Source organism: Campylobacter sp. JH32 (genome assembly GCF_017846535.1).
Lineage (GTDB): Bacteria > Campylobacterota > Campylobacteria > Campylobacterales > Campylobacteraceae > Campylobacter_D > Campylobacter_D coli.
In genome coordinates this window covers 32,981-52,402 of record NZ_JAEQBS010000007.1, presented here as the reverse complement: position 1 = coordinate 52,402, position 19,422 = coordinate 32,981, and the positions used below count along the sequence as shown (strand labels likewise).

General features: G+C 30.6%; 16 protein-coding genes. 9 read left to right on the top strand and 7 right to left on the bottom strand.

Going from position 1 to position 19,422, the window contains the following annotated elements; genetic code table 11:
* Positions 1-41: 41 nt before the first annotated feature.
* The 4 genes from selA to KAR67_RS06270 are packed head-to-tail and all read left to right on the top strand — an operon-like array spanning position 42 to position 4,446.
* Positions 42-1,364 (top strand): L-seryl-tRNA(Sec) selenium transferase, encoded by a 1,323-nt coding sequence (gene selA, locus KAR67_RS06285; RefSeq protein WP_002780477.1) that lies wholly within the window; start codon positions 42-44, stop codon positions 1,362-1,364.
* On the top strand, positions 1,361-3,160 hold the full coding sequence (gene selB / locus KAR67_RS06280) for a selenocysteine-specific translation elongation factor (protein WP_002792148.1): 1,800 nt from the start codon (positions 1,361-1,363) through the stop codon (positions 3,158-3,160). Before selA ends, selB begins: the two co-directional genes overlap by 4 nt.
* Positions 3,161-3,208: 48 nt before the next feature.
* Positions 3,209-3,919 (top strand): DsbA family protein, encoded by a 711-nt coding sequence (locus KAR67_RS06275; RefSeq protein WP_057030642.1) that lies wholly within the window; start codon positions 3,209-3,211, stop codon positions 3,917-3,919.
* Between the two features lie 44 nt (positions 3,920-3,963).
* Positions 3,964-4,446 carry a hypothetical protein gene (locus KAR67_RS06270; RefSeq protein ID WP_002777825.1) on the top strand — a complete coding sequence of 161 codons (483 nt, stop codon included), beginning with the start codon at positions 3,964-3,966 and terminating at the stop codon, positions 4,444-4,446.
* A 1-nt stretch (position 4,447) separates the two neighbouring features.
* On the opposite strand, the gene KAR67_RS06265 is transcribed toward KAR67_RS06270, so the two are convergent.
* Positions 4,448-5,743, bottom strand: a complete 1,296-nt coding sequence (locus tag KAR67_RS06265) for an MFS transporter (RefSeq protein WP_002783899.1) — start codon at positions 5,741-5,743, stop codon at positions 4,448-4,450.
* Between the two features lie 141 nt (positions 5,744-5,884).
* On the opposite strand from KAR67_RS06265, the gene KAR67_RS06260 reads away from it, so the two are divergent.
* Positions 5,885-6,340, top strand: coding sequence for a hypothetical protein (locus KAR67_RS06260; RefSeq protein ID WP_002777817.1), 456 nt, complete (start codon positions 5,885-5,887; stop codon positions 6,338-6,340).
* The gene (rdgB, locus tag KAR67_RS06255) at positions 6,312-6,920 is read left to right on the top strand and encodes an RdgB/HAM1 family non-canonical purine NTP pyrophosphatase (RefSeq protein ID WP_002777815.1); all 609 of its coding nucleotides are present in this window, start codon (positions 6,312-6,314) and stop codon (positions 6,918-6,920) included. Before KAR67_RS06260 ends, rdgB begins: the two co-directional genes overlap by 29 nt.
* A gap of 33 nt (positions 6,921-6,953) precedes the next feature.
* Here the strand turns inward: rdgB and KAR67_RS06250 are convergent, their stop codons facing one another.
* From KAR67_RS06250 to mqnE, 6 genes are read right to left on the bottom strand one after another with little or no spacing between them, the layout of a single operon-like run.
* Positions 6,954-9,416 carry an MMPL family transporter gene (locus tag KAR67_RS06250; RefSeq protein WP_052774882.1) on the bottom strand — a complete coding sequence of 821 codons (2,463 nt, stop codon included), beginning with the start codon at positions 9,414-9,416 and terminating at the stop codon, positions 6,954-6,956.
* Complete coding sequence (locus tag KAR67_RS06245; protein ID WP_060787533.1) at positions 9,416-9,985, bottom strand: ABC transporter substrate-binding protein; 570 nt, start codon at positions 9,983-9,985, stop codon at positions 9,416-9,418. Before KAR67_RS06245 ends, KAR67_RS06250 begins: the two co-directional genes overlap by 1 nt.
* A gap of 9 nt (positions 9,986-9,994) precedes the next feature.
* Positions 9,995-10,693, bottom strand: a complete 699-nt coding sequence (locus tag KAR67_RS06240) for a VacJ family lipoprotein (RefSeq protein WP_170876429.1) — start codon at positions 10,691-10,693, stop codon at positions 9,995-9,997.
* Between the two features lie 40 nt (positions 10,694-10,733).
* Positions 10,734-11,177: a phosphoribosyltransferase family protein gene (locus KAR67_RS06235; RefSeq protein WP_002785706.1), complete on the bottom strand. Its 444-nt coding sequence runs from the start codon at positions 11,175-11,177 to the stop codon at positions 10,734-10,736.
* A 15-nt stretch (positions 11,178-11,192) separates the two neighbouring features.
* Complete coding sequence (locus KAR67_RS06230) at positions 11,193-12,512, bottom strand: NCS2 family permease (protein ID WP_002792142.1); 1,320 nt, start codon at positions 12,510-12,512, stop codon at positions 11,193-11,195.
* Between the two features lie 10 nt (positions 12,513-12,522).
* A complete protein-coding gene (mqnE, locus tag KAR67_RS06225; protein ID WP_002831248.1) occupies positions 12,523-13,587 on the bottom strand; it encodes an aminofutalosine synthase MqnE in 1,065 nt (354 codons plus the stop codon).
* 142 nt (positions 13,588-13,729) lie between these two features.
* On the opposite strand from mqnE, the gene KAR67_RS06220 reads away from it, so the two are divergent.
* The 3 genes from KAR67_RS06220 to fumC all read left to right on the top strand — a co-directional run bounded on the left by KAR67_RS06220 (position 13,730) and on the right by fumC (position 19,404).
* Positions 13,730-16,078 (top strand): nucleotidyltransferase, encoded by a 2,349-nt coding sequence (locus tag KAR67_RS06220; protein ID WP_162284643.1) that lies wholly within the window; start codon positions 13,730-13,732, stop codon positions 16,076-16,078.
* A 3-nt stretch (positions 16,079-16,081) separates the two neighbouring features.
* The gene (gene glmS, locus KAR67_RS06215) at positions 16,082-17,878 is read left to right on the top strand and encodes a glutamine--fructose-6-phosphate transaminase (isomerizing) (protein ID WP_002777801.1); all 1,797 of its coding nucleotides are present in this window, start codon (positions 16,082-16,084) and stop codon (positions 17,876-17,878) included.
* A gap of 134 nt (positions 17,879-18,012) precedes the next feature.
* A complete protein-coding gene (fumC, locus tag KAR67_RS06210; RefSeq protein ID WP_002777799.1) occupies positions 18,013-19,404 on the top strand; it encodes a class II fumarate hydratase in 1,392 nt (463 codons plus the stop codon).
* Positions 19,405-19,422 lie beyond the last annotated feature (18 nt).

The window sequence follows — 19,422 nt, the reverse complement described above, 5'->3', positions numbered from 1 at the left end:
ATTCTATGGTAAAATAACCAAATATTTTCTTAAGGCTTAAGATGAACAAATTTAGAACTTTTCCACAAATTGGAAGCTTGATTGATGATGAGAGTTTAAAAGAATATCCTTTTTATTTAAGATCTTATTTTTGCAAAAGTGTTGTCGCTAAACTCAAGGCGAATATAAGCGAAGATTTGCTAGATAAAAATACTATTTTAGAAAAAATACAGCAAGAAATTCAAAAACATTTACGCAAAGATTTACAAAGTGTCATTAATGCTACGGGTGTGGTTATTCATACAAATTTGGGGCGTAGTGTTATTGATGAGAGTATGTTTGAAAAGTCCAAAGATGTGCTTTGTAATTATGCTAATATCGAATTTGACTTAGAAAGCGGTAAAAGAGGAAGTCGTTATGCCTTGGTGCTTGAAAAACTTAAAATGCTTTTTGAATGCGAAGATGCTTTGGTTGTAAATAATAACGCCGCAGCAGTTTTTTTGGTACTTCATTCTCTTTGTTTTGACAAAGAACTTGTAACTTCAAGGGGTGAGCTTGTTGAAATTGGCGGAAGTTTTCGTGTGAGTGAAGTGATTAAAGCTGCAGGAGTAAAGCTTTGTGAAGTAGGTACGAGCAATAAAACGCATTTAAAAGATTATGAAAAAGCTATAAACGAAAATACTAAAATGCTTTTAAAAACCCATAAATCTAATTTTGCTTTGATTGGTTTTCATAGCGAGGTTGGCATCAAGGATTTAGGAAATTTGGCTAAAGAAAAAGGACTTTTGAGTTATTATGATTTAGGTTCGGGTTGGTGTGAGAATTTAAATCCAAAACTAATAAAAAATGAGCCTAAAATCAAAGATTTGATAAAGCATTGCGATATTTTGAGCTTTAGTGGGGATAAGCTTTTTGGTAGTGTGCAAGCTGGAATTATACTGGGTAAAAAAGAATTGATTGATAAAATTAAAGAAAATCAACTGCTAAGAATGCTAAGAGTAGATAAAATCACACTTGCTTTGTTAAATGAAAGTCTTAAGATTTATCTTGAAAAAGATTATGAAAAAATCACAAGTTTAAAGCTTTTAAATGATGAAATCGCTCATATTAAAGAAAAAGCTTTAAGGGTACAAAATGAAATTCAGATTAAAAGTGAATTGAAAATGAGTAAAAGTTTGGTAGGGGGTGGTTCTATGCCTGATAAAACTTTAGAAACTTATGTTTTAGCTTTTAATGGCAATGCTTTAAAACTGCAAGAAAAATTTAGAGCAAAAAATATCATAGGTCGCATAGAAAATGAAGCTTTTGTGCTGGATTTTAGGACAATTAGAGAAAAAGATTTATCAAAATTAATTCAAATTATCAATACCATGGAAAATTTATGAAATCGCTATTAATTGGTACTGCAGGGCATATTGATCATGGAAAAACTTCTTTGATTAAAGCTATAAATGGTTTTGAAGGAGATAGTTTAAAAGAGGAAAAAGAAAGACAAATTACCATTAATTTAAGTTTTTCTAATTTAAACTATAAGCAAAAACACCTTTCTTTTATTGATGTGCCAGGTCATAAAGACTTGGTTAAAACGATGATAAGCGGGGTTTTTGGTTTTAGTGCTTGTTTGTTTGTAGTTGATATCAATGAGGGCTTAAAAGAACAAAGTATAGAGCATTTAGAAGTACTTGAACTTTTAGGTGTCAAAGATATTATCTTGGTGCTTAGCAAATGCGATTTATGTGAAAATCCTAAGGAACAAGAGCAAAAAATTCTAAACTCACTTGAGTTTATACCTATGAAAGTGTTTCACACTTCGATAAAGGATCAAGAGAGCATTGAGCGCTTAAAAAATTATCTTTTAAATTTAGAATGTAAGAATGCTAATGCAAATCTTGTTTTTCGTTATTATATCGATAGGGTTTTTTCTTTAAAAGGTATAGGAACTATAGTTACTGGAAGCCTTAATGAGGGCAAAATTTCCCTCAATGAAAAAATCATTTGTCTTGACAATCAAAAAGAACTTGTGGTTAAAAATATACAAAATCATGAAAGTAATTTTGCTGAAATTTCAGCTTTTAACCGTGTGGCTTTGAGCTTAAATTGTGATTATAAAGAATTAAAAAAAGGTTATGTTTTAAGTAAAAAAGGTTTTTTTAAGGGCTTTAAAGAATGTGATGTTTTGATTAAAGCTAAAAGATTAAAAAATGAAAAAATGCTTTTTTGCGTGGGTGCAAAAAGCATAGAGTGCAAGATAAGCATTTTAAAAGAGTTAGAAAATAATGAATTTTTTGCTCATCTTGAATTTGAAAAAAATCTTTTTTTATGTTTTAATGAAAAATTTATTTTATTGCAAAATAATCGTGTTGTGGGCGGAGGAGAGGTTTTAAATCCTGTGAGTGAGCCTTTGAAAAAGGAGCAAAAAAACAAATTTTTAATGCTTTTGAAAAATAAAGAATTAAAAAAAGCTTTCGAATTTCTAAAAAATACGCATAAATATGGCTTTGGCTTGCTTTCAAGTTATCAAAGATTTAAGTTAAGTCATGAAGAAGCTTTGAATTTAGCCAAAGAATTAAATGGAGTTTTTATAGATGAAAAAAATCTTAATATTTATAATCTCTTAGCCTTAGATGAGCTTAAAAAATTCATTTCTTTTATACTTGAAAAAAATCCTTATGCCATGCTTTCAGCAAGCTCTTTAGCTCTAAGACTTCCTTGGGCTAGTGCGGAATTTTGTGAATTTGGACTTCAAAATCTATCAAATTTACTTGAATTTGAAAAGGGAGTGTATTTTAAAAAAGGAATTAATTATGAAAAGCTTAGGGAAAAAAACAACGATGAGCTATACAATATACTTAAAAAACAAGGCATAAAACCTCAAGCACCTTATAATTTATACGAATTTTTAGAATTAGACAGAAAAAGTGGAGATGAAATTTTAAAAAAACTTACCAAGCAAAATCGCGTTATAAGACTTTCTCATAATCTTTTTGTAGAAAAAAATGCCTTAGATAAGCTTATGCAAGAGTGCTTAGAAATTTTAAAGAGTCAAAGCCTTGATATACAAAGTATGAAAGAGCGTTTTAATCTTTCAAGAAAATATGCCATAGCTTATTTAGAATATCTTGATAAAGATGAGAGGGTGCAAAAAAAGGATGAAAAAAGATTTTTAAAAACAAATATTTAGAATATCATTATAAAATAAAATCTTAATATTTGATTTTAAGGAAAATAAATGAAAAAAATAAGCTTAATCCTTGCTTGCTCAATGTCTTTATTTGCTGCTAGCAATTCTGAAATCAGTGATTTTTATTCCAAAAGCATTAAAGCACAATTTCCAAATGCAACAGTGAGTGTAGGTAATCGCCAAAAGGTTGGAAATACAGGTTTTGAAAGCGTAATTGTTACGATAACGCTTGAAGGACAAAAGCAAGAGCAAATTCTTTTTACAAAAGATAATCTTATCGTTCCTGATATTATTGATTTAAAAACTAAAACTTCTTATGCTCAAGAATATGAAATGAAAAAATTCCAAGAGGCTAGAGCAAATTTCACTAAAAATGTTAAACCTGTAGTTCAAAAAGAAACAATGCTTATAGCTTTAGGCGATAAAAGCAAACCCGCTATTTATGTATTTTCAGATCCAGAATGTCCTTATTGTAGAGATCATTTGGTACAGATTAAAGATGAGCTTAAAAATTATCAAGTCAATTATATCTTAACCCCAGTGCATGGTAAATCAGCTTTTGAAAAATCAGCATTGATTTACAAAGAGAGTAAAAAAGCTAAGAGTGATGATGAGAAAATAGCTATTTTAAATAAATATTATGATGCAAATATCAAATCTTATCCAAAGGTGAGCGATAGCGAGTTAAAAGAAGTATTTTCTCTTTATGAAAAATATCGTTCTTTAGGCCTTAGTGCTACTCCAACCATCATCAAATAATGAGAAAAATTCGTCTAATTTCAGTTTTATTTCTAGCACTCTTTTTGAGTGCTTGCGCAAAGCCTGCCTTTGTTCAAAGCTCTATACAAACAAGCAATGAAGGCATTTTTTTAAAGGCTAAACAAGGGCAAAGTTTTAGTATCACTTTGCAAAATCCAAGCAAAATTCAAAGTACTCTAAAAGATGAATTAGCTTTAAGACTTAAAAATTTAGGATTAAAAGAAGTATCTTTGAATGCCGATTATGAAATTTTAATCAATCTTGTAGATTTTAAAAAGCATTCTTACGCTCAAAGAATTACAAGTTCGGGAAGATTTTTTTATGATTTTGATCCTTTTGAAAATAATGGGGAATGGTATATTGAAAATTATTATACCATGCAAGTAAATATACAAATTGGCTTTAAAAATACTCTGCAAAAAACGAGTTTGTTTACTCGCACAGCTTATCTTAGTGATAAAAAGCGTTGTCAGCTTTCCTTAGAAAATAAAATTATAGATCAAATTTCAAGTTTTTTTTATTTTTGATTTAAATTTTACTTTCTAATTCTTCTTTATTTGTTAGCTTGCTATCAAATTTAATGACTAGATTTTTTGAGTTTTTGTATATATCTACAACGCCTAAATTTTTACCAAATTCGCTCAAATTTAAAGTCGTTTCTAAAGGCAAATAAATATTTTTAAATTCAGAAGGATTTTTTAAATATAACAAAGCTATAAACCAAACAATAGACAAAATCACTAAAATAATAGCCAGTAATTCTAATTTATTAAGATGTAAAAATATACCTCCTATTATACCTCCTATAAAACTTCCACCATATCCAAAAGCATTAAAAAGTCCTAAAGCTGCGCCTTTTTCATGTACTTTACAAAATTTAGAAGCACAGCTTTGCATAATGGGCTCGTGCAAGTTAAAACCTATAAAAAATATCACAACCGCAACGATAAAGAAAGTAATTGTGCTAGAAAAAACAAAAAAGATATAAGAAAGGATAAAAAAAGCTATCCCTAAAAGTAAAATTTGCTTTGCTAAGCCTCTTTTTTCGCCTAAACTTCCTGAAAATCCCATGGCGATAAAGCCTGCTATCATAGATGCTGTATAAACAATCCAAAGTTTATGTTCATCAAAGCCTAAATGTTTTACTAAAATGATAGGAATGCTTAAAAATGCTATACTCATAAGCATTTTTTGCATGAAATTAGTAAAATTCATTAGGGCTAAATTTTTTTGTTTAATAAGATGAAAAAAAGGAGTTTTGGTATTTTCATGGGTGAGTTTATTTTCTTTTGGAACGACGGTATAAAGCAAGATAATACACAAAAGCGATAAAACAGCACTAAGATCAAAAAGACTAGAAAGCCCCCATTTAGCACTCATTAAAGGCGAGATTACCATAGAAGCTGCAAAAGATAGTCCTATAAAAGATCCCATTATTGCCATAGCTTTACCGCGATTTTCTTCAGTGATAAAATCACTAATCATTGCTGTAGCTACTGCACCAATAGCCCCTGCACCTTGAAGCATTCTGCCTATTAGCATTGTATAAATATTATCAGCCCAAGAGCAGATTAAAGAGCCTATGATAAAGATAATCAGTCCTATAAGCATGGTTTTTTTGCGTCCAATTTTATCACTTAGTATTCCAAAAGGCATTTGTAAAGCCATTTGAGTTAGAGCATAAACACCCACTAGAAGTCCTACTAAAAATTCATTTGCACCCTGGAGTTCAAGAGCATAAAAGCTAAGCACAGGCAAAACTATAAAAAGTCCAAAAAATCTTGTTCCAACGATAAAAGATAGGGGTAAGACATTATTTAGCATTATTTGGTTTCCTAAAAATCTTAAATTTTACAAAAAAAGATAATTTTACTATGAATTATATTAAGGATTGTTAAGTTTTTTATTTTATCTTTTTAAAAGGCTTAAAAAAGTAAGATTTTAATTTTTTAAAAGGATGGGTTTATGAATCGTTTTCAAACTTTTTCTTTGGCAATGGAAGGTAAAGTAAATATAGAGCTGCTGGCAGCTTATAAAGATAAAATTGAAACTTTAAGCGATGAAACATTGTTTCGTTTTTGGTATTTAGAATTGAAAAATCCTATTATAGGGCTTATTTTAGGCGTAGTACCTGCTTTTATTTTATCAGGGCTTACTTTTGATCGTTTTTATAAAGGGGATATGGGGCTTGGTTTTGCAAAAATGGCAATGTGGGCTTTTATTTTTATAGGTTTACTTATTGCAGGTTTTTTTGATTCATCTTCTATGCTTGTAGTATGGATTTTTAATATCGTCGCTCTTTTTATATGGAATATACTTGATTTTTTCTTAGTTTGGCAAGGGATTAAAAATGATAATTTAGCGAAAATAATTCAATTTTTGGAGCAAGATAATGAAAATTTTATTAGCAACAAGCAATAAACACAAAGTTATAGAATTAAAAGAACTTTTAAAAGAATTTGAAATTTATGCCTTTGATGAAATTTTAACCGCCTTTGAAATAGAAGAAAATGGCAATAGTTTTAAAGAAAATGCTCTTATAAAAGCAAGAGCGGTTTTTAATGCTTTGGATGAAAATCAAAAAAATGAATTTATTGTTTTAAGCGATGATAGCGGAATTTGTGTCGATGTTTTGGGCGGTAAGCCAGGAATTTATTCTGCGCGTTTTAGTGGTAAGGGAGATGATAAAAGCAATCGTGATGAGCTTGTAAAACAAATGAGAGTTTTGGGTTTTGAAAAAAGTAAGGTTCATTATGTAGCTGCTATCGCTTTGGTAAGCTTAGAGGGTGAATGGACAATGCATGGAACTATGCACGGACATGTAATTAACACAGAAAGAGGTGAAAATGGCTTTGGCTATGATAGCCTTTTTATCCCTAAAGGCTTTGATAAAACTTTAGCAGAACTTAGCCATAATGAAAAAAACCAACTTTCGCATCGTTTTAAAGCTTTGGAACTTACAAGGATTGTTTTAAAAGTTTTAAATAAAGGAAAAGGGTGAGAAATTTTATCAAGTATATTTTAGTGGTTGTATTTATTTATGTGCTTTATGCGGGTTTAAAGCTTTGGTTTTCTTAGTATAAATTGTAACCAAAAGACTTGGAAGCAAAAATAAGCTTCCACTTAAAAGTAAAATCATCACAAATACAGTTAAAACTCCAAAATAAATCGTAGGAATAAAATTACTACTCATCATAACGCTAAAACCTAAAACTATACCAATGGTTGTATAATAAAGTGCCGATCCTATGCTAAGATGTGAAGCTAAAATCGCTTCTTCTACGCTTTTGGTTTTTATTTCTTCTTTAAAACGATAGATATAATGTATGGTATCATCCACGCCTATACCTATGGCTATAGCAGCTATGGTAATACTCATCATATCTAAAGGTATGCCTAAAATTCCCATAAGGGCAAAAACCATACTTAAAGGAATGATATTAACCAGTAGGGCAATAATTGAAAATTTCAAGCTTCTAAAAATAATGATAAACAATACAAAGATAACTAAGATAACAAAAACAAGTGTATCAAATTGTGATGAAAAAAGACTTTGAAGCATATTATTATAAAGTAGCATAATGCCTGTGATTTGAATTTCCACACCATCATTTTTTAAAAGTGTTTCGAGCTCTTGCTTGAGATTTGTTAGAAATTCATTACGCCTTAGTTTTGGATCAGAATCTATAATGCGTATGTTAAATCTTAACTCATTTTCTTCTATATTAACAAAGGGTGAAAGAAGTTCTTGCTTAAGTTCTGGGGGTAAATTTTCGTTTAAAAACGCAAGAGTAAAATCATCTAAATCCTTGCCATCATTGATATTTTTTCCTAGACTTAAAAGGCTATTAAGACTTAAAACCGAACCTATGAATTCTTTATTTTCTAAAAATTCATGCACCTTTTTTGCAATACGCGTTTTTTGAGAATTGAACCAATAAGTATCCTTTGTTGCTAGAGCATCAAATTCGCTTTCAAAGCTATCAAATACATCATTTAAACTAGGGTTGTTTTTATTATCAGGAAAACGAATGATAATATCCAAAGGCAGGGTTCCGCCTAAATTTTTATCAATAACCAATAAGCCTTTTTTGATTTCACTTCCATCTTTAAAATAATTTACAAAAGAATTTTCAACTCTTAGTTTAGAAATTCCTATTAGAGCCAAGATAATAGTAGTAATAGAGAGTATGTATATAATAGAGCGTTTTTTAGGATCTAGGCTTGTTTTAGCACAAAAAGCTAAGAAATTAAATTTAAATTCTTTTTTGTAGTATTTTTTGAGTTTAAGAAGCACTAAAATACTTGCTAAAAATAAATAGCTAAAAATAAGTGCAAGTCCTATACCTATACTCATCATAATACCAAGTTTTATGATAGGCTCTATATTTGAAAGCATGAGGGAGAAAAAGCCTATCATGGTTGTAATGATGGCATAAAAACTAGGATTTGCTTTTGCAAGTAGGGTTTGAAGTACAAGGCGTTCGATTTTAGCTTTTGGATAAAGCTTGCTAATTTCTATAAAATGTGTGATGAGGTGAATGACTACGCTTAGAGTGATGATTAAGACCAAAGCAACATAGTTTGAAGAAATAACCGTGATTTGAAAATTTAAAAGAGCAAAAACGCCACTTGCCGCACTTAAACTTATAAAACAAATAAAGAGAGGTAAAAATACAAAACGCCACGCACGAAAAAAGCAATAAAGTGCACATGCTAATAAAAACACAAGAGAAATTCCATAGAGCATGAGATCAGATTTTATATAAGTTATCATATCATCAGCAATCATACTCACCCCGCCAAGATAGAATCTATCCTCATTTTTTTCATATTTTTTGATGATATTTTTGATTGTATCTAAGCCTTGTTTTGTAATGATTTTTTGTTGTTCTTGGTGTTTTTTAATTGCTAAGCGAATTTGCTCTTTTTTATTCTCATCTGTGCTAAGATCGCGTTTTTCTATGAGTTCATTATAGATTGTATCGGGTTTAAGATAGATGATAAGTCCTGTTGTTTTGCCATCTTTTGAAATGATATTGTTTTTATAAAAAGGACTGTTTAAAATTTCATTTTGAGCTTTGGTGAGGTTAATATCCTTGCTTTGTATATTGGGAATATTTTTTAAAAGTTCTTTTAAGTCTGTATTTTCTGAACTTTGGAGCAAAGGAGCATTGATAATGCTAAAAACACGCTTGACTAATGAAACTTGTTCTAATTCTTGATGAAGCTCTTTTAATTTGTTTAAATTTTTACCTGAAAAAGGGTTTTCATCTTCAGGTTTAAAAGCTAAAAGTAAAAAATTATCACTTTTATAATGTTTAGAAAGTTCTCTAAAAATTTTTAAATCTTTATCATCCTCTAAAAGCAAGCTTTCAGCACTTGCATCTACGCTTAATTTAGAAGCGAAAAAGCTTAAAAATAAGCATATAAAAAGAGTAGCAAAAAAAGTACTTTTTGGATGATAAATAAAAATTTTTAAGAATTTCGCAAACATTATTCTATGGTTATATTCTCAAGTTTCTGAAGTAGAGTATCAAAATCTTGGTTTGCTAAAATATCCCCAAATTGAGATCTATAGGTTTGAACTATACTAACACCCAAAACATCGATATCGTAGATAAGCCAATCATTATTATTGTTATAAAATTTAAAGATGATATTTTTTTCTTCCCCATCTACTATCATCGAAGAGGTTAAAAAATATCGTTTTGCGTTTTTTAATTCTCCATTTTTTACCATTAAAACTTGATCCTTATAAAGATCGAGTTTATCTGTAAAGCTTTTTTTAAGGCTTGCCTCAAAAGCACTAGCAAATTTTTCTTGTTCTTTAGGGCTTAATTTAGCATAATCTTTAGAAAGGCTCAGTTGAGCCATGAGTTTATAATCAATTATATGATCAAAAATTAGAAAAATTCCATCAGCAGCTTGTTTTTTATCTTCTTTGTTGTTTTGTAGAAGTTGTAGGCTTTTATTGATATTTTTTTGCATGGTATTAGAAATTTCATCTAATTGTAAGGCAAAAATATTTAAAGATAAAACTAGAATTAAAAATATTTTTTTCATTTTTTTCCTTTATTTACTAAGTTCATTGCGTCTTTGCTCGTAAGCATCGCGTATAAACGGATATAAGTTAGGAGTGTTATAATAAATCTCATCAATCTCATCAAGTCTAAAGCTAAGTTCATTTCCAAAGCCATAGGCGCTTATGGCTATGCTTGCCCAAGTGGGATTGATATAAGCTGTTGGGCTTGCATACCAAGTTGCAGGTAGGGTTAATGTATCTCTTAAATTGCTAGGTCCAATTATGGGCAAAACGATATGAAAACCGCTTCCCACTCCCCAATGCGCTAAAACAGTTCCTAAATCAGCAGGGTGTTTTTTAAGTCCCATTTTACTTGCAGGATCCATAATCCCACCAAAACCCATAATGGTATTAGCACTAAATCTTTTAAATTCTTCTCCTGCTTCTTCAAATTTAAATTGCAAGACATTGCCTACAAAGCGTAGGGGTGCAAATAAATTATCAAAAAAATTTCTTACGCCCGTGCGAATAAATTCAGGAGTGATAGCATTGTAGCCTTTAAGAATAGGACGAAGGCTATAATCATACAAAGCTACATTAAAGCTTGTCATTGCTTTATTGTACCCATAAAGTGGGTCATTTACTTTATAGCTTTGATACTCTTCTTCAAAATCATTTAAATCAAGCTCATTTGCAAAAGCAAAGATTGTGCTAAAGAGTAAAATACAGGATATTAATTTTAATTTCAAATAAAACTCCTAAGATTAAAAGCCGTTATTATAGCAGATTCTAATCAATATGAATATCCCAGTAAAATTCAACCCATTCTTTAGCTTCTTTTACCTTAAATTCGGGTTCTAAAAGTGCAGTTTTTTTATAAAAAATCGTAGCAACTTTAAGTTCTATATGTGGAAATTTTTCAAGTAAAACCTTTTTAATTTCAGCCAAACTTTCCCCACTATCTACAATATCATCAATGAGTAGAATTTTTTTGTACTTGCTAAGATCAGGAATATTAAAAATCTCAATAGTATCAAGTTTTTTTGTATCATCATAGTGGATAGAATTTAGAGCAAAAAGCTTGCGTGTTTGAAGAGCAACTGCTAAAGAATGTCCTAAACTCATTCCTCCTCTTGCTATGGCTAAAAGTGCATCAGGATTAAAATCTTCTTTGATTTCTTTAGCCAAAATTTTTACATCTTCTTTAAATTCTTCATAAGAATAAAAAATCATTTTTGTCCCCTTTTTTTATTGCAAAGCAATGAGTAAGAAATTTCCTAAGGAAATTAAGCTTAAAACTATAATACCAAGATTAATCTTATCCCATTCTCTCTTAAAAATTCGAACCAATAAATAAGAAAGAAAACCAAAGGCAAAACCTGTGGTAATCGAATAAGTAAAAGGCATCATAATGATAGTAAAAAAGCTAGCTACTGCAATAGCACTGTCTTTAAAGTCTATATTTTTAACTTCCATAAACATTAAAATTCCTACCATTACAAGTACAGGATATATAGCATTTGCGGGAATAGCTTTAAAAAGTGGGAGCAAAAAAAGTGTGAAAGCAAAGCAAATAGCCACAACTAAAGCGGTAAGTCCTGTTCTACCTCCACTTTCAACCCCTGTTGTACTTTCTACAAAAGCAGTTACAGTCGAAGTTCCGCCTAGTGCACCTAGAGCTGAACCTGTAGCATCTGCCATAAGGGTTTTACCTAGTTTTTTCTCTCCATCTTTTGCATCATCAAAAATTTTACCCCTCTCGCCTATACCCGTGATAGTGCCTATGCTATCAAAAAGTTGAGTGATAAAAAAAGTAAGGATAATAGGTATCATAGTGATATTTAAAGCACTTTTGATATCAAGTTCTAAAAAAATAGCTCCTAAGCCATTGTCACTACTAAAATTAGGTAAAGAAAGGATTTGCTTAGGAAAACTTGCATTATCAATCCCAAAAATCCAAGCTATAATAGAGCTTATTAAAACTCCTAAAATAAAAGCCCCTCTTAGTTTTATAGCCCAAAAAAATACAATTAAAATGAGGGTAAAAATTCCAAAAAGCACATGGGGATTTTTAAAATTTCCTATGCTGACTAAAGTATCTTTATTTGGCGTTATAATGCCCATTTGACTTAAGCCTAAAAAAGCGATAAAGCATCCAATCCCTGCGCAAATGGCTAAGCGCAAATCTTTAGGTATATTGCGTATAACCCAAAGGCGAAAGGGGGTAAAAGAAAGGATTAGAAAAATAATACTTGAGATAAAGACTGCCCCTAAGGCACTTTGCCATGGTATTTTTTGTCCTAAGCAAACTGCAAAAGTAAAATAAGCATTCAAACCCATTCCAACACTCATGGCTACTGGAGTATTAGCAAAAAAGGCATTAAAAGCAGTTGCAACAATAGTAATTAAAGCAGTTGCAGTAATTAAAGCTTCTATCGGCATGCCTGTATTGCCTACTATGCTTGAATTTACAGGAATGATATAAACCATGGCTAAAAAAGTTGTTAATCCTGCTACAACTTCAGTTCGAACATTGGTACCATTTTCTTTGAGTTTAAAAAAATCCATTTTTTAATCCTTAGTAGGTTTGTAGTTCATTATATAAACTATCGCGTTCTACAGGAGTTAAATTTGCTGTTTTTATCATTTCTATAAAGGTTTTTAGATTGGTACCCTTAGCAGATTTTGCTCCTCCTGCACTTTGTATACTTTCTTTTTCTATAGTGCCATCTAAGTCATTTGCGCCAAATTCTTGCGCAACCATGGCTAAATTTAAAGTCATAGTCGCCCAATAAGCTTTAATGTTTTTGATATTATCAAGTACTAAGCGAGAAATAGCTATGGTTTTTAAAATTTCTTCACTATCCATTATCTTATCTGTTTGTATGTAACTATTATCTCTTTGCCAAACCAAAGGAATAAAAGCATTAAAACCCCCACTTTCATCTTGCAAGGCACGAAGTCTTAACATATGGTCTATCCTATGGCGTCTTTCTTCGATATGTCCAAAAAGCATAGTAGCATTGCTTTGTCTGCCTTTATCATGCCAAAGTTTGTGAATTTTGAGCCAATTTTCACTGCTTACTTTTCCATGGCAGATTTTTTTGCGTATTTCTTCATCAAAAATTTCTGCTCCACCCCCAGGCATAGAATCCACGCCGTATTCAAGCATTTTTTCTATCACTTCTTCATAGCTCATTTTAAAACGGCGATGCAAAAAGTCAATTTCTGCCGCTGTCATAGCTTTTATATGCATTTGAGGGTATTTTTCCTTAATCATTTTAAAAATTTCTAAATACCACTGCCAACTTGTGTCTTTATTGTGTGCTGAAACAATATGCACTTCTTTAGTGCCACGAGTTATAGTATCATCAACTATTTTCATAATTTCTTCATGGCTCATAAGATAAGGATTTGGATTTTTTCGGTGTGCTGAAAAAGCACAAAATTTACATGTATCTGCACAAATATTTGTAGGATTTATATGGCGATTTATATTAAAATACACCTTTTTTCCATGAAGCTTAGTGCGTTTTTTGTGTGCGAATTTAGCTAAGGTAAAAAGATCTAAATCCCATAGGGCATTTGCTTCATTTTCATTTAATCTTTCTTCATTTTCTAGTTTTTCAAGTAGATTTTTCATTGATTTTCACTTCTATAAATTTTTAGAATTTTTGAAAAAACATTATAAATTTTGCTTACTGAAAAAGAGTTTATAGCAAAGCCAAAATAAAAGATATTTTTGTTAAAATCTTATAAATGAAATTTTAAAAGAGAGTAAAGATTTGTTAAATAAAGAATTAGAACTTTTTAAGAAAAATCTCAATACCTATGCGCAAAACTATAGAAAATTTTTTTTAAAACAAGGATCATTTAGTCTGTATCATTCTAAAAATATGGATAATTTTTTAAAAAAAACTTATGATATAGTATTAAAGGAATGTTTTGAAAATTTTTTGCCTACAAGCGATAATATACCCTTTTGTGTTTTGGCAAGCAAAGGATATGCAAAAAATAATCTTTGCGCAAATGAAAGCGTTTCTTTGATTTTTGTTTATAAGGATATTAAAGCTTATCATTTAAAACCTATGATTAAAGCTTTTATAGAGATATTAAATGATGTGCATTTGCAAATTGATTATGTGGTTTTAGAACTAAATGGACTTTATAATGCTAGCAATGAGCTTAAAACAACCATAATAGGTGCTCGCTTTATATGTGGATCTAAAATTTTATTTAAACCAGTCAAGGAAAAATTTGACAGCATACTCCATGCAAATAAAAATGAATTTGCTCAAATTTTACTTGCTAATTTTAAAGATTTTAACCTTCCTTTTATCAAGCAAGAATTCAACATAAAAAAAGATTTTGGGGGCTTAGATCACTTACGAGCTTTAGAAAGCTTGTTAACTCTTTTTAAAAATTCCCCTAAAAATTATGCTTTAAATTTTATGGATGAAAAAAATGTAAGCGAGTTGCGCTTAGCGGCGGATTTTTTATTGTCCTTAAAATCTGCTATAAATTTGCAAAGCAATAAAGATCAAGACGAATTTTTATTTAGCAATATTCACGAGATTGCAGAATTGATGTATAGAAAGGGCAAGAAAAATTTAGATGCTGAAAAAATCTTAGTGCAAAAAGCCTTGCAAAGTATGCATACTATAGGTTTTTATACCCATTTTTTAGCTTATAAAATTCAAAATGAATTACAAAATATTGCACAAAAACAATACCGATTTAAAAATTTAGCAGAAGCATTAACTTTTTTGTTGGGTTTGAAAGATCAAGATATTGCTTTTGATTTAGATTTGGTTTTTGCTCTTAAAAATTTAAGTTATGAAAAAAAGGATTTAGAGAAAGCTTTAGCTCTTTTTGAAAAAATATTTTATAAAAGACATAGTTTTTGTATTTTAAAACTTTTACTTGATAGTGGAATTTTAAAAGAATTATGCAAGCCTTTTGGTATGGTGCGTTTTTTAAGCGATGAGGAGGGGGATTATAGTTTTGATGAGCAAGCATTTTTGCTTTTAAAAGAATTTGAAAAATACGAAGATGAACTTGAGAGTTTGAAAAATTTAAATACAGATGAGAAAATGATTTTAAAATTAGTCATACTTTTAAGCGCAATTAACAATGAAAATGAAATTTCTTTAGCGAGTATATATAGGGCTTATTGTATTAAATTTAATCTAAAAAATGATGTTTTTGAACTTGGGCTTAGGATTTTTAAAAATCACAATGCTTTAAAAGAGCTTGCCGAAAAAGAAGACGTTTATAATCCTATCATTATATGTGCTTTGCTTTCTAAGGTTGAAAATTTAAAAACCTTAAAGCTTTTACATACTCTTACTTGGCTTAAAGCAAAAGCTTTAAATCGTAATCCATTTTTTTATAAGGTTATAGATAGAATTTTAGAAAATGCTAAACAAGGTTTTGATGATGAAAATTTACTTGATGAAACCGCAAGGCGTGTAAAAAAAGAATTAACACTCAAAAGAACAAAGCTTTTCTTGGAGCAAAATGCTATTTTACAAGATAAGATCACTCATATAAAATCCAATCTTTTTATCATCAAAAATACTTTTGAAGATATTGTTGAAATTGCACGATTTGCAAAGGAAAATGATTTTAAATTTTGGTTTAGCAATAGTACAAATTTAAGTCTTCAAATCGTTGCTTTTAAGGATTTTAAAATAGAAATTGTTTTGACCGCTTTAGCAAATTTAAATTTAGTTTTTATGAATTTATTTGAGTTATTTGATGATAAAATTTATTTAAGATTTGAGTATGATAATATCATTACAGATGAGCAAAAAAACAAACTTTGCGAGCTTTTAAATTCAAATTTAAGTGGTTTTTCTTCAAGAAAGATCAAAAAGCCAATCATTAAAAAAGATGAGTTAAAATTGGATTTAAATTATTCTAAAATCTATGCAAAACTTAGTTTAAATACTAAAGATCAACAAGGTTTGATGGCATATATGATGAATATTTTTAACGAGTTAGGTTTGGTTTTATCTGCAGCAAAAATTCAAACCATACGCCAAAGAACGCGTAATACCTTTATTTTTCAAAAAAATGAAAATTTGGAGAAAAATGAAGAAAAATTGTTAATTTCTTTAATAAGTGAGTAAATCATGTGTGGAATTGTAGGTTATATAGGAAAAAATGAAAAAAAACATACCATTTTAAGTGGACTTAAAGAGCTTGAATATCGCGGTTATGATAGTGCGGGTTTAGCAGTGATGAAAAATGGAGAGCTTGATTTTTTCAAAGCTGTAGGTAAGCTTGAAAATTTGGCCAATAAATGTGCAAATTTTACAAGTGAGGAATTTGGTTTTGCTATAGGTCATACACGCTGGGCAACCCATGGAAAACCTAATGAAATCAATGCACATCCTCATTTGGGTCAGTATTCTTGTGTGATTCATAATGGTATTATAGAAAATTATAAAGAGATTAAAAACAAGCTTGAAGACCAAGGAGTGAGTTTTCTAAGCCAAACAGATACAGAGGTTATAGTTCAACTTTTTGAATTTTATGCAGAAAAAATGGAAGTTTTCGAGGCTTGGAAAAAAACAATAGAAGAACTTAGAGGTGCTTTTGCCACACTTTTAGTGAGTAAAAAAGATCCTACTCGTGTATTTTTTGCTAAAAATGCCGCTCCTTTAATCGTAGGAAAATCTCAAAATAATGAATTTTATTTTGCAAGTGCTGATACGCCTTTGATAGGGCTTTGCGATGAGGTAATTTATCTTGAGGATTTAAGCTTAGGCTATGCTAATGAAAAGGAACTTGTTATTTATGAAAATAATCAATTAAAACAAAATTCCTTTACCAAGCTTTCAGGCGATAAAGCTTATGCAAAAAAAGATGGTTTTCGCTTTTTTATGGAAAAAGAAATTTATGAGCAAAGTCGCGTAATGAGCGAGGTTTTGATGGGGCGCATTAATGGTGATGAGGTGGTTTTTGATGAGCTTGAAAATGAGGATTTAAGTACAGTTGATGAAATCACACTTTGTGCTTGTGGAACTAGCTATCATGCTGCTATGGCAAGCGCGTATTTGTTTGAGCGTTTGGCTAGGGTTAAGGCTAAGGTAGAAATTGCTAGTGAATTTCGCTACAGAGAAGCCATTATTAAGCCTAATTCTTTATTTATCGTAATTTCTCAAAGCGGAGAAACCGCAGATACTTTAGAAGCCTTAAAAATTGCAAAAGAGCAAGGAGCTAAAACATTTGCTATTTGTAATGTGGATAATTCCAATATAGTCCGTTTGGCACACTTAAGTCTTCTAACGCGCGCAGGCATTGAAAAAGGTGTAGCTTCAACCAAGGCTTTTGCAACTCAAGTTTTAACACTTTGGATGTTGGCAATTTTTATTGCTCAAAAGAAAAAAATTGATATGAGTGCCCAAATCAAAGCTCTTTTACATACTCCTAATTGCGTTGCGGTAAGTGCTAAATTACATGAAAAAATTCATCGTTTATCTAAGCGTTACTTAGACGGCCATGGATTTTTCTTTATAGGTAGAGATGTGTTCTATCCTTTGGCTTTAGAGGGAGCTTTAAAATTAAAAGAACTCTCTTATTTGCATGCTGAAGGTTATCCTGCAGGAGAAATGAAGCACGGACCTATAGCTTTGGCTGATTCTAAGCTTTATACTATAGCTTTAATGCCTAAAACCCTACTTTATGAAAAAACCAAATCAAATGTTGAGGAATTGATAGCTAGGGATTCTACTGTTCTTTGCGTTTCTCCTTTGGATTTTGATTTAAGTGATGATTTTATAAAAACCAACGAGCAAGATCATTATATGTGTGAATTTTTTGAAATGATGGTGATCACTCAACTTCTAGCGATGGAAATTTCTATAAGACTTGGCAATGATGTAGATATGCCAAGAAATTTAGCAAAAAGTGTAACCGTTGAATAAACCCCGTGCAGTTATAAAACTGCACATAAACTCTCATAAATTCCAAAAAAATAAATAAATTTTAAATTATAAGCTAATTTTATGCTTATTTTTGTTTAAATAATTGCATAACAATTTTCTAGAAAGGAAACCTAATGGAATATAGAATTGAACATGATACCATGGGCGAAATTAAAGTTCCAAATGACAAATATTGGGGTGCTCAAACAGAGAGAAGTTTTGAAAATTTCAAAATTGGTTGCGAAAAGATGCCAAAGGTGCTAATCTATGCTTTTGCAAATCTTAAAAAGTCCTTAGCTTTGGTAAATAATAAACTTGGCAAGCTAGATGATGCTAAAAAAAGTGCTATAGTTCAAGCTTGTGATGAGATTATCGCAGGTAAATTTGATGATAATTTCCCACTTGCAATTTGGCAAACAGGATCAGGCACACAAAGCAATATGAATATGAATGAAGTGATTGCAAATCGTGCAACTGAAATCATGGGCGGAGATTTTCGTAAAGAAAAACTTGTACATCCAAATGATCATGTAAATATGTCTCAAAGTTCTAATGATACTTTCCCAACTGCTATGAGTATAGTTGCAGTAGAACAAGTGGAGAAAAAGCTTATTCCTGCACTTGATGAGCTTATTGCTACTTTTGAAAAAAAGGTAAAAGAATTTGAAGGAATTATCAAAATAGGACGCACGCATTTACAAGATGCTACACCGCTTACTTTAGCGCAAGAATTCAGCGGTTATCTTTCTATGCTTTTACATTCAAAAGAGCAAATTATCGCTTCTTTACCAACCTTAAGAGAATTGGCAATAGGCGGAACAGCGGTGGGAACAGGACTTAATGCTCATCCAGAACTCAGTGAAAAAGTGAGCGAAGAACTTAGTAAGCTTATAGGTACAAAATTTGTTTCAAGTCCAAATAAATTCCATGCTTTAACAAGCCATGATGCTATTAATTTTACTCATGGAGCTATGAAAGGCTTGGCTGCAAATTTAATGAAAATAGCAAATGATATCAGATGGTTAGCTTCGGGTCCTAGATGCGGACTTGGTGAGCTTAATATCCCTGAGAATGAACCAGGAAGTTCTATCATGCCAGGTAAGGTTAATCCTACACAATGTGAAGCTATTACTATGGTTGCGGTTCAAGTGATGGGAAATGATGCGGCTATAGGTTTTGCTGCAAGTCAAGGAAATTTTGAACTTAATGTATTTAAACCTGTGATTATCTATAATTTCTTACAAAGTCTTGATTTACTTGCTGATTCTATGCATTCATTTAATATTCATTGTGCTGTAGGTATAGAGCCAAATCGTGAAAAAATAGAATACAATTTACACAATTCTTTAATGCTAGTGACTGCATTAAACCCACACATTGGATATGAAAATGCTGCTAAGGTAGCTAAAAATGCACATAAAAAAGGTATTTCTTTAAAAGAAAGTGCTATGGAGTTAGGTTTGGTTAGCGAAGAAGACTTTGCTAAATTCGTTGATCCTGCTAAAATGATAGGACCAAAAGCTTAAATCTAGTTTGATGTTTCT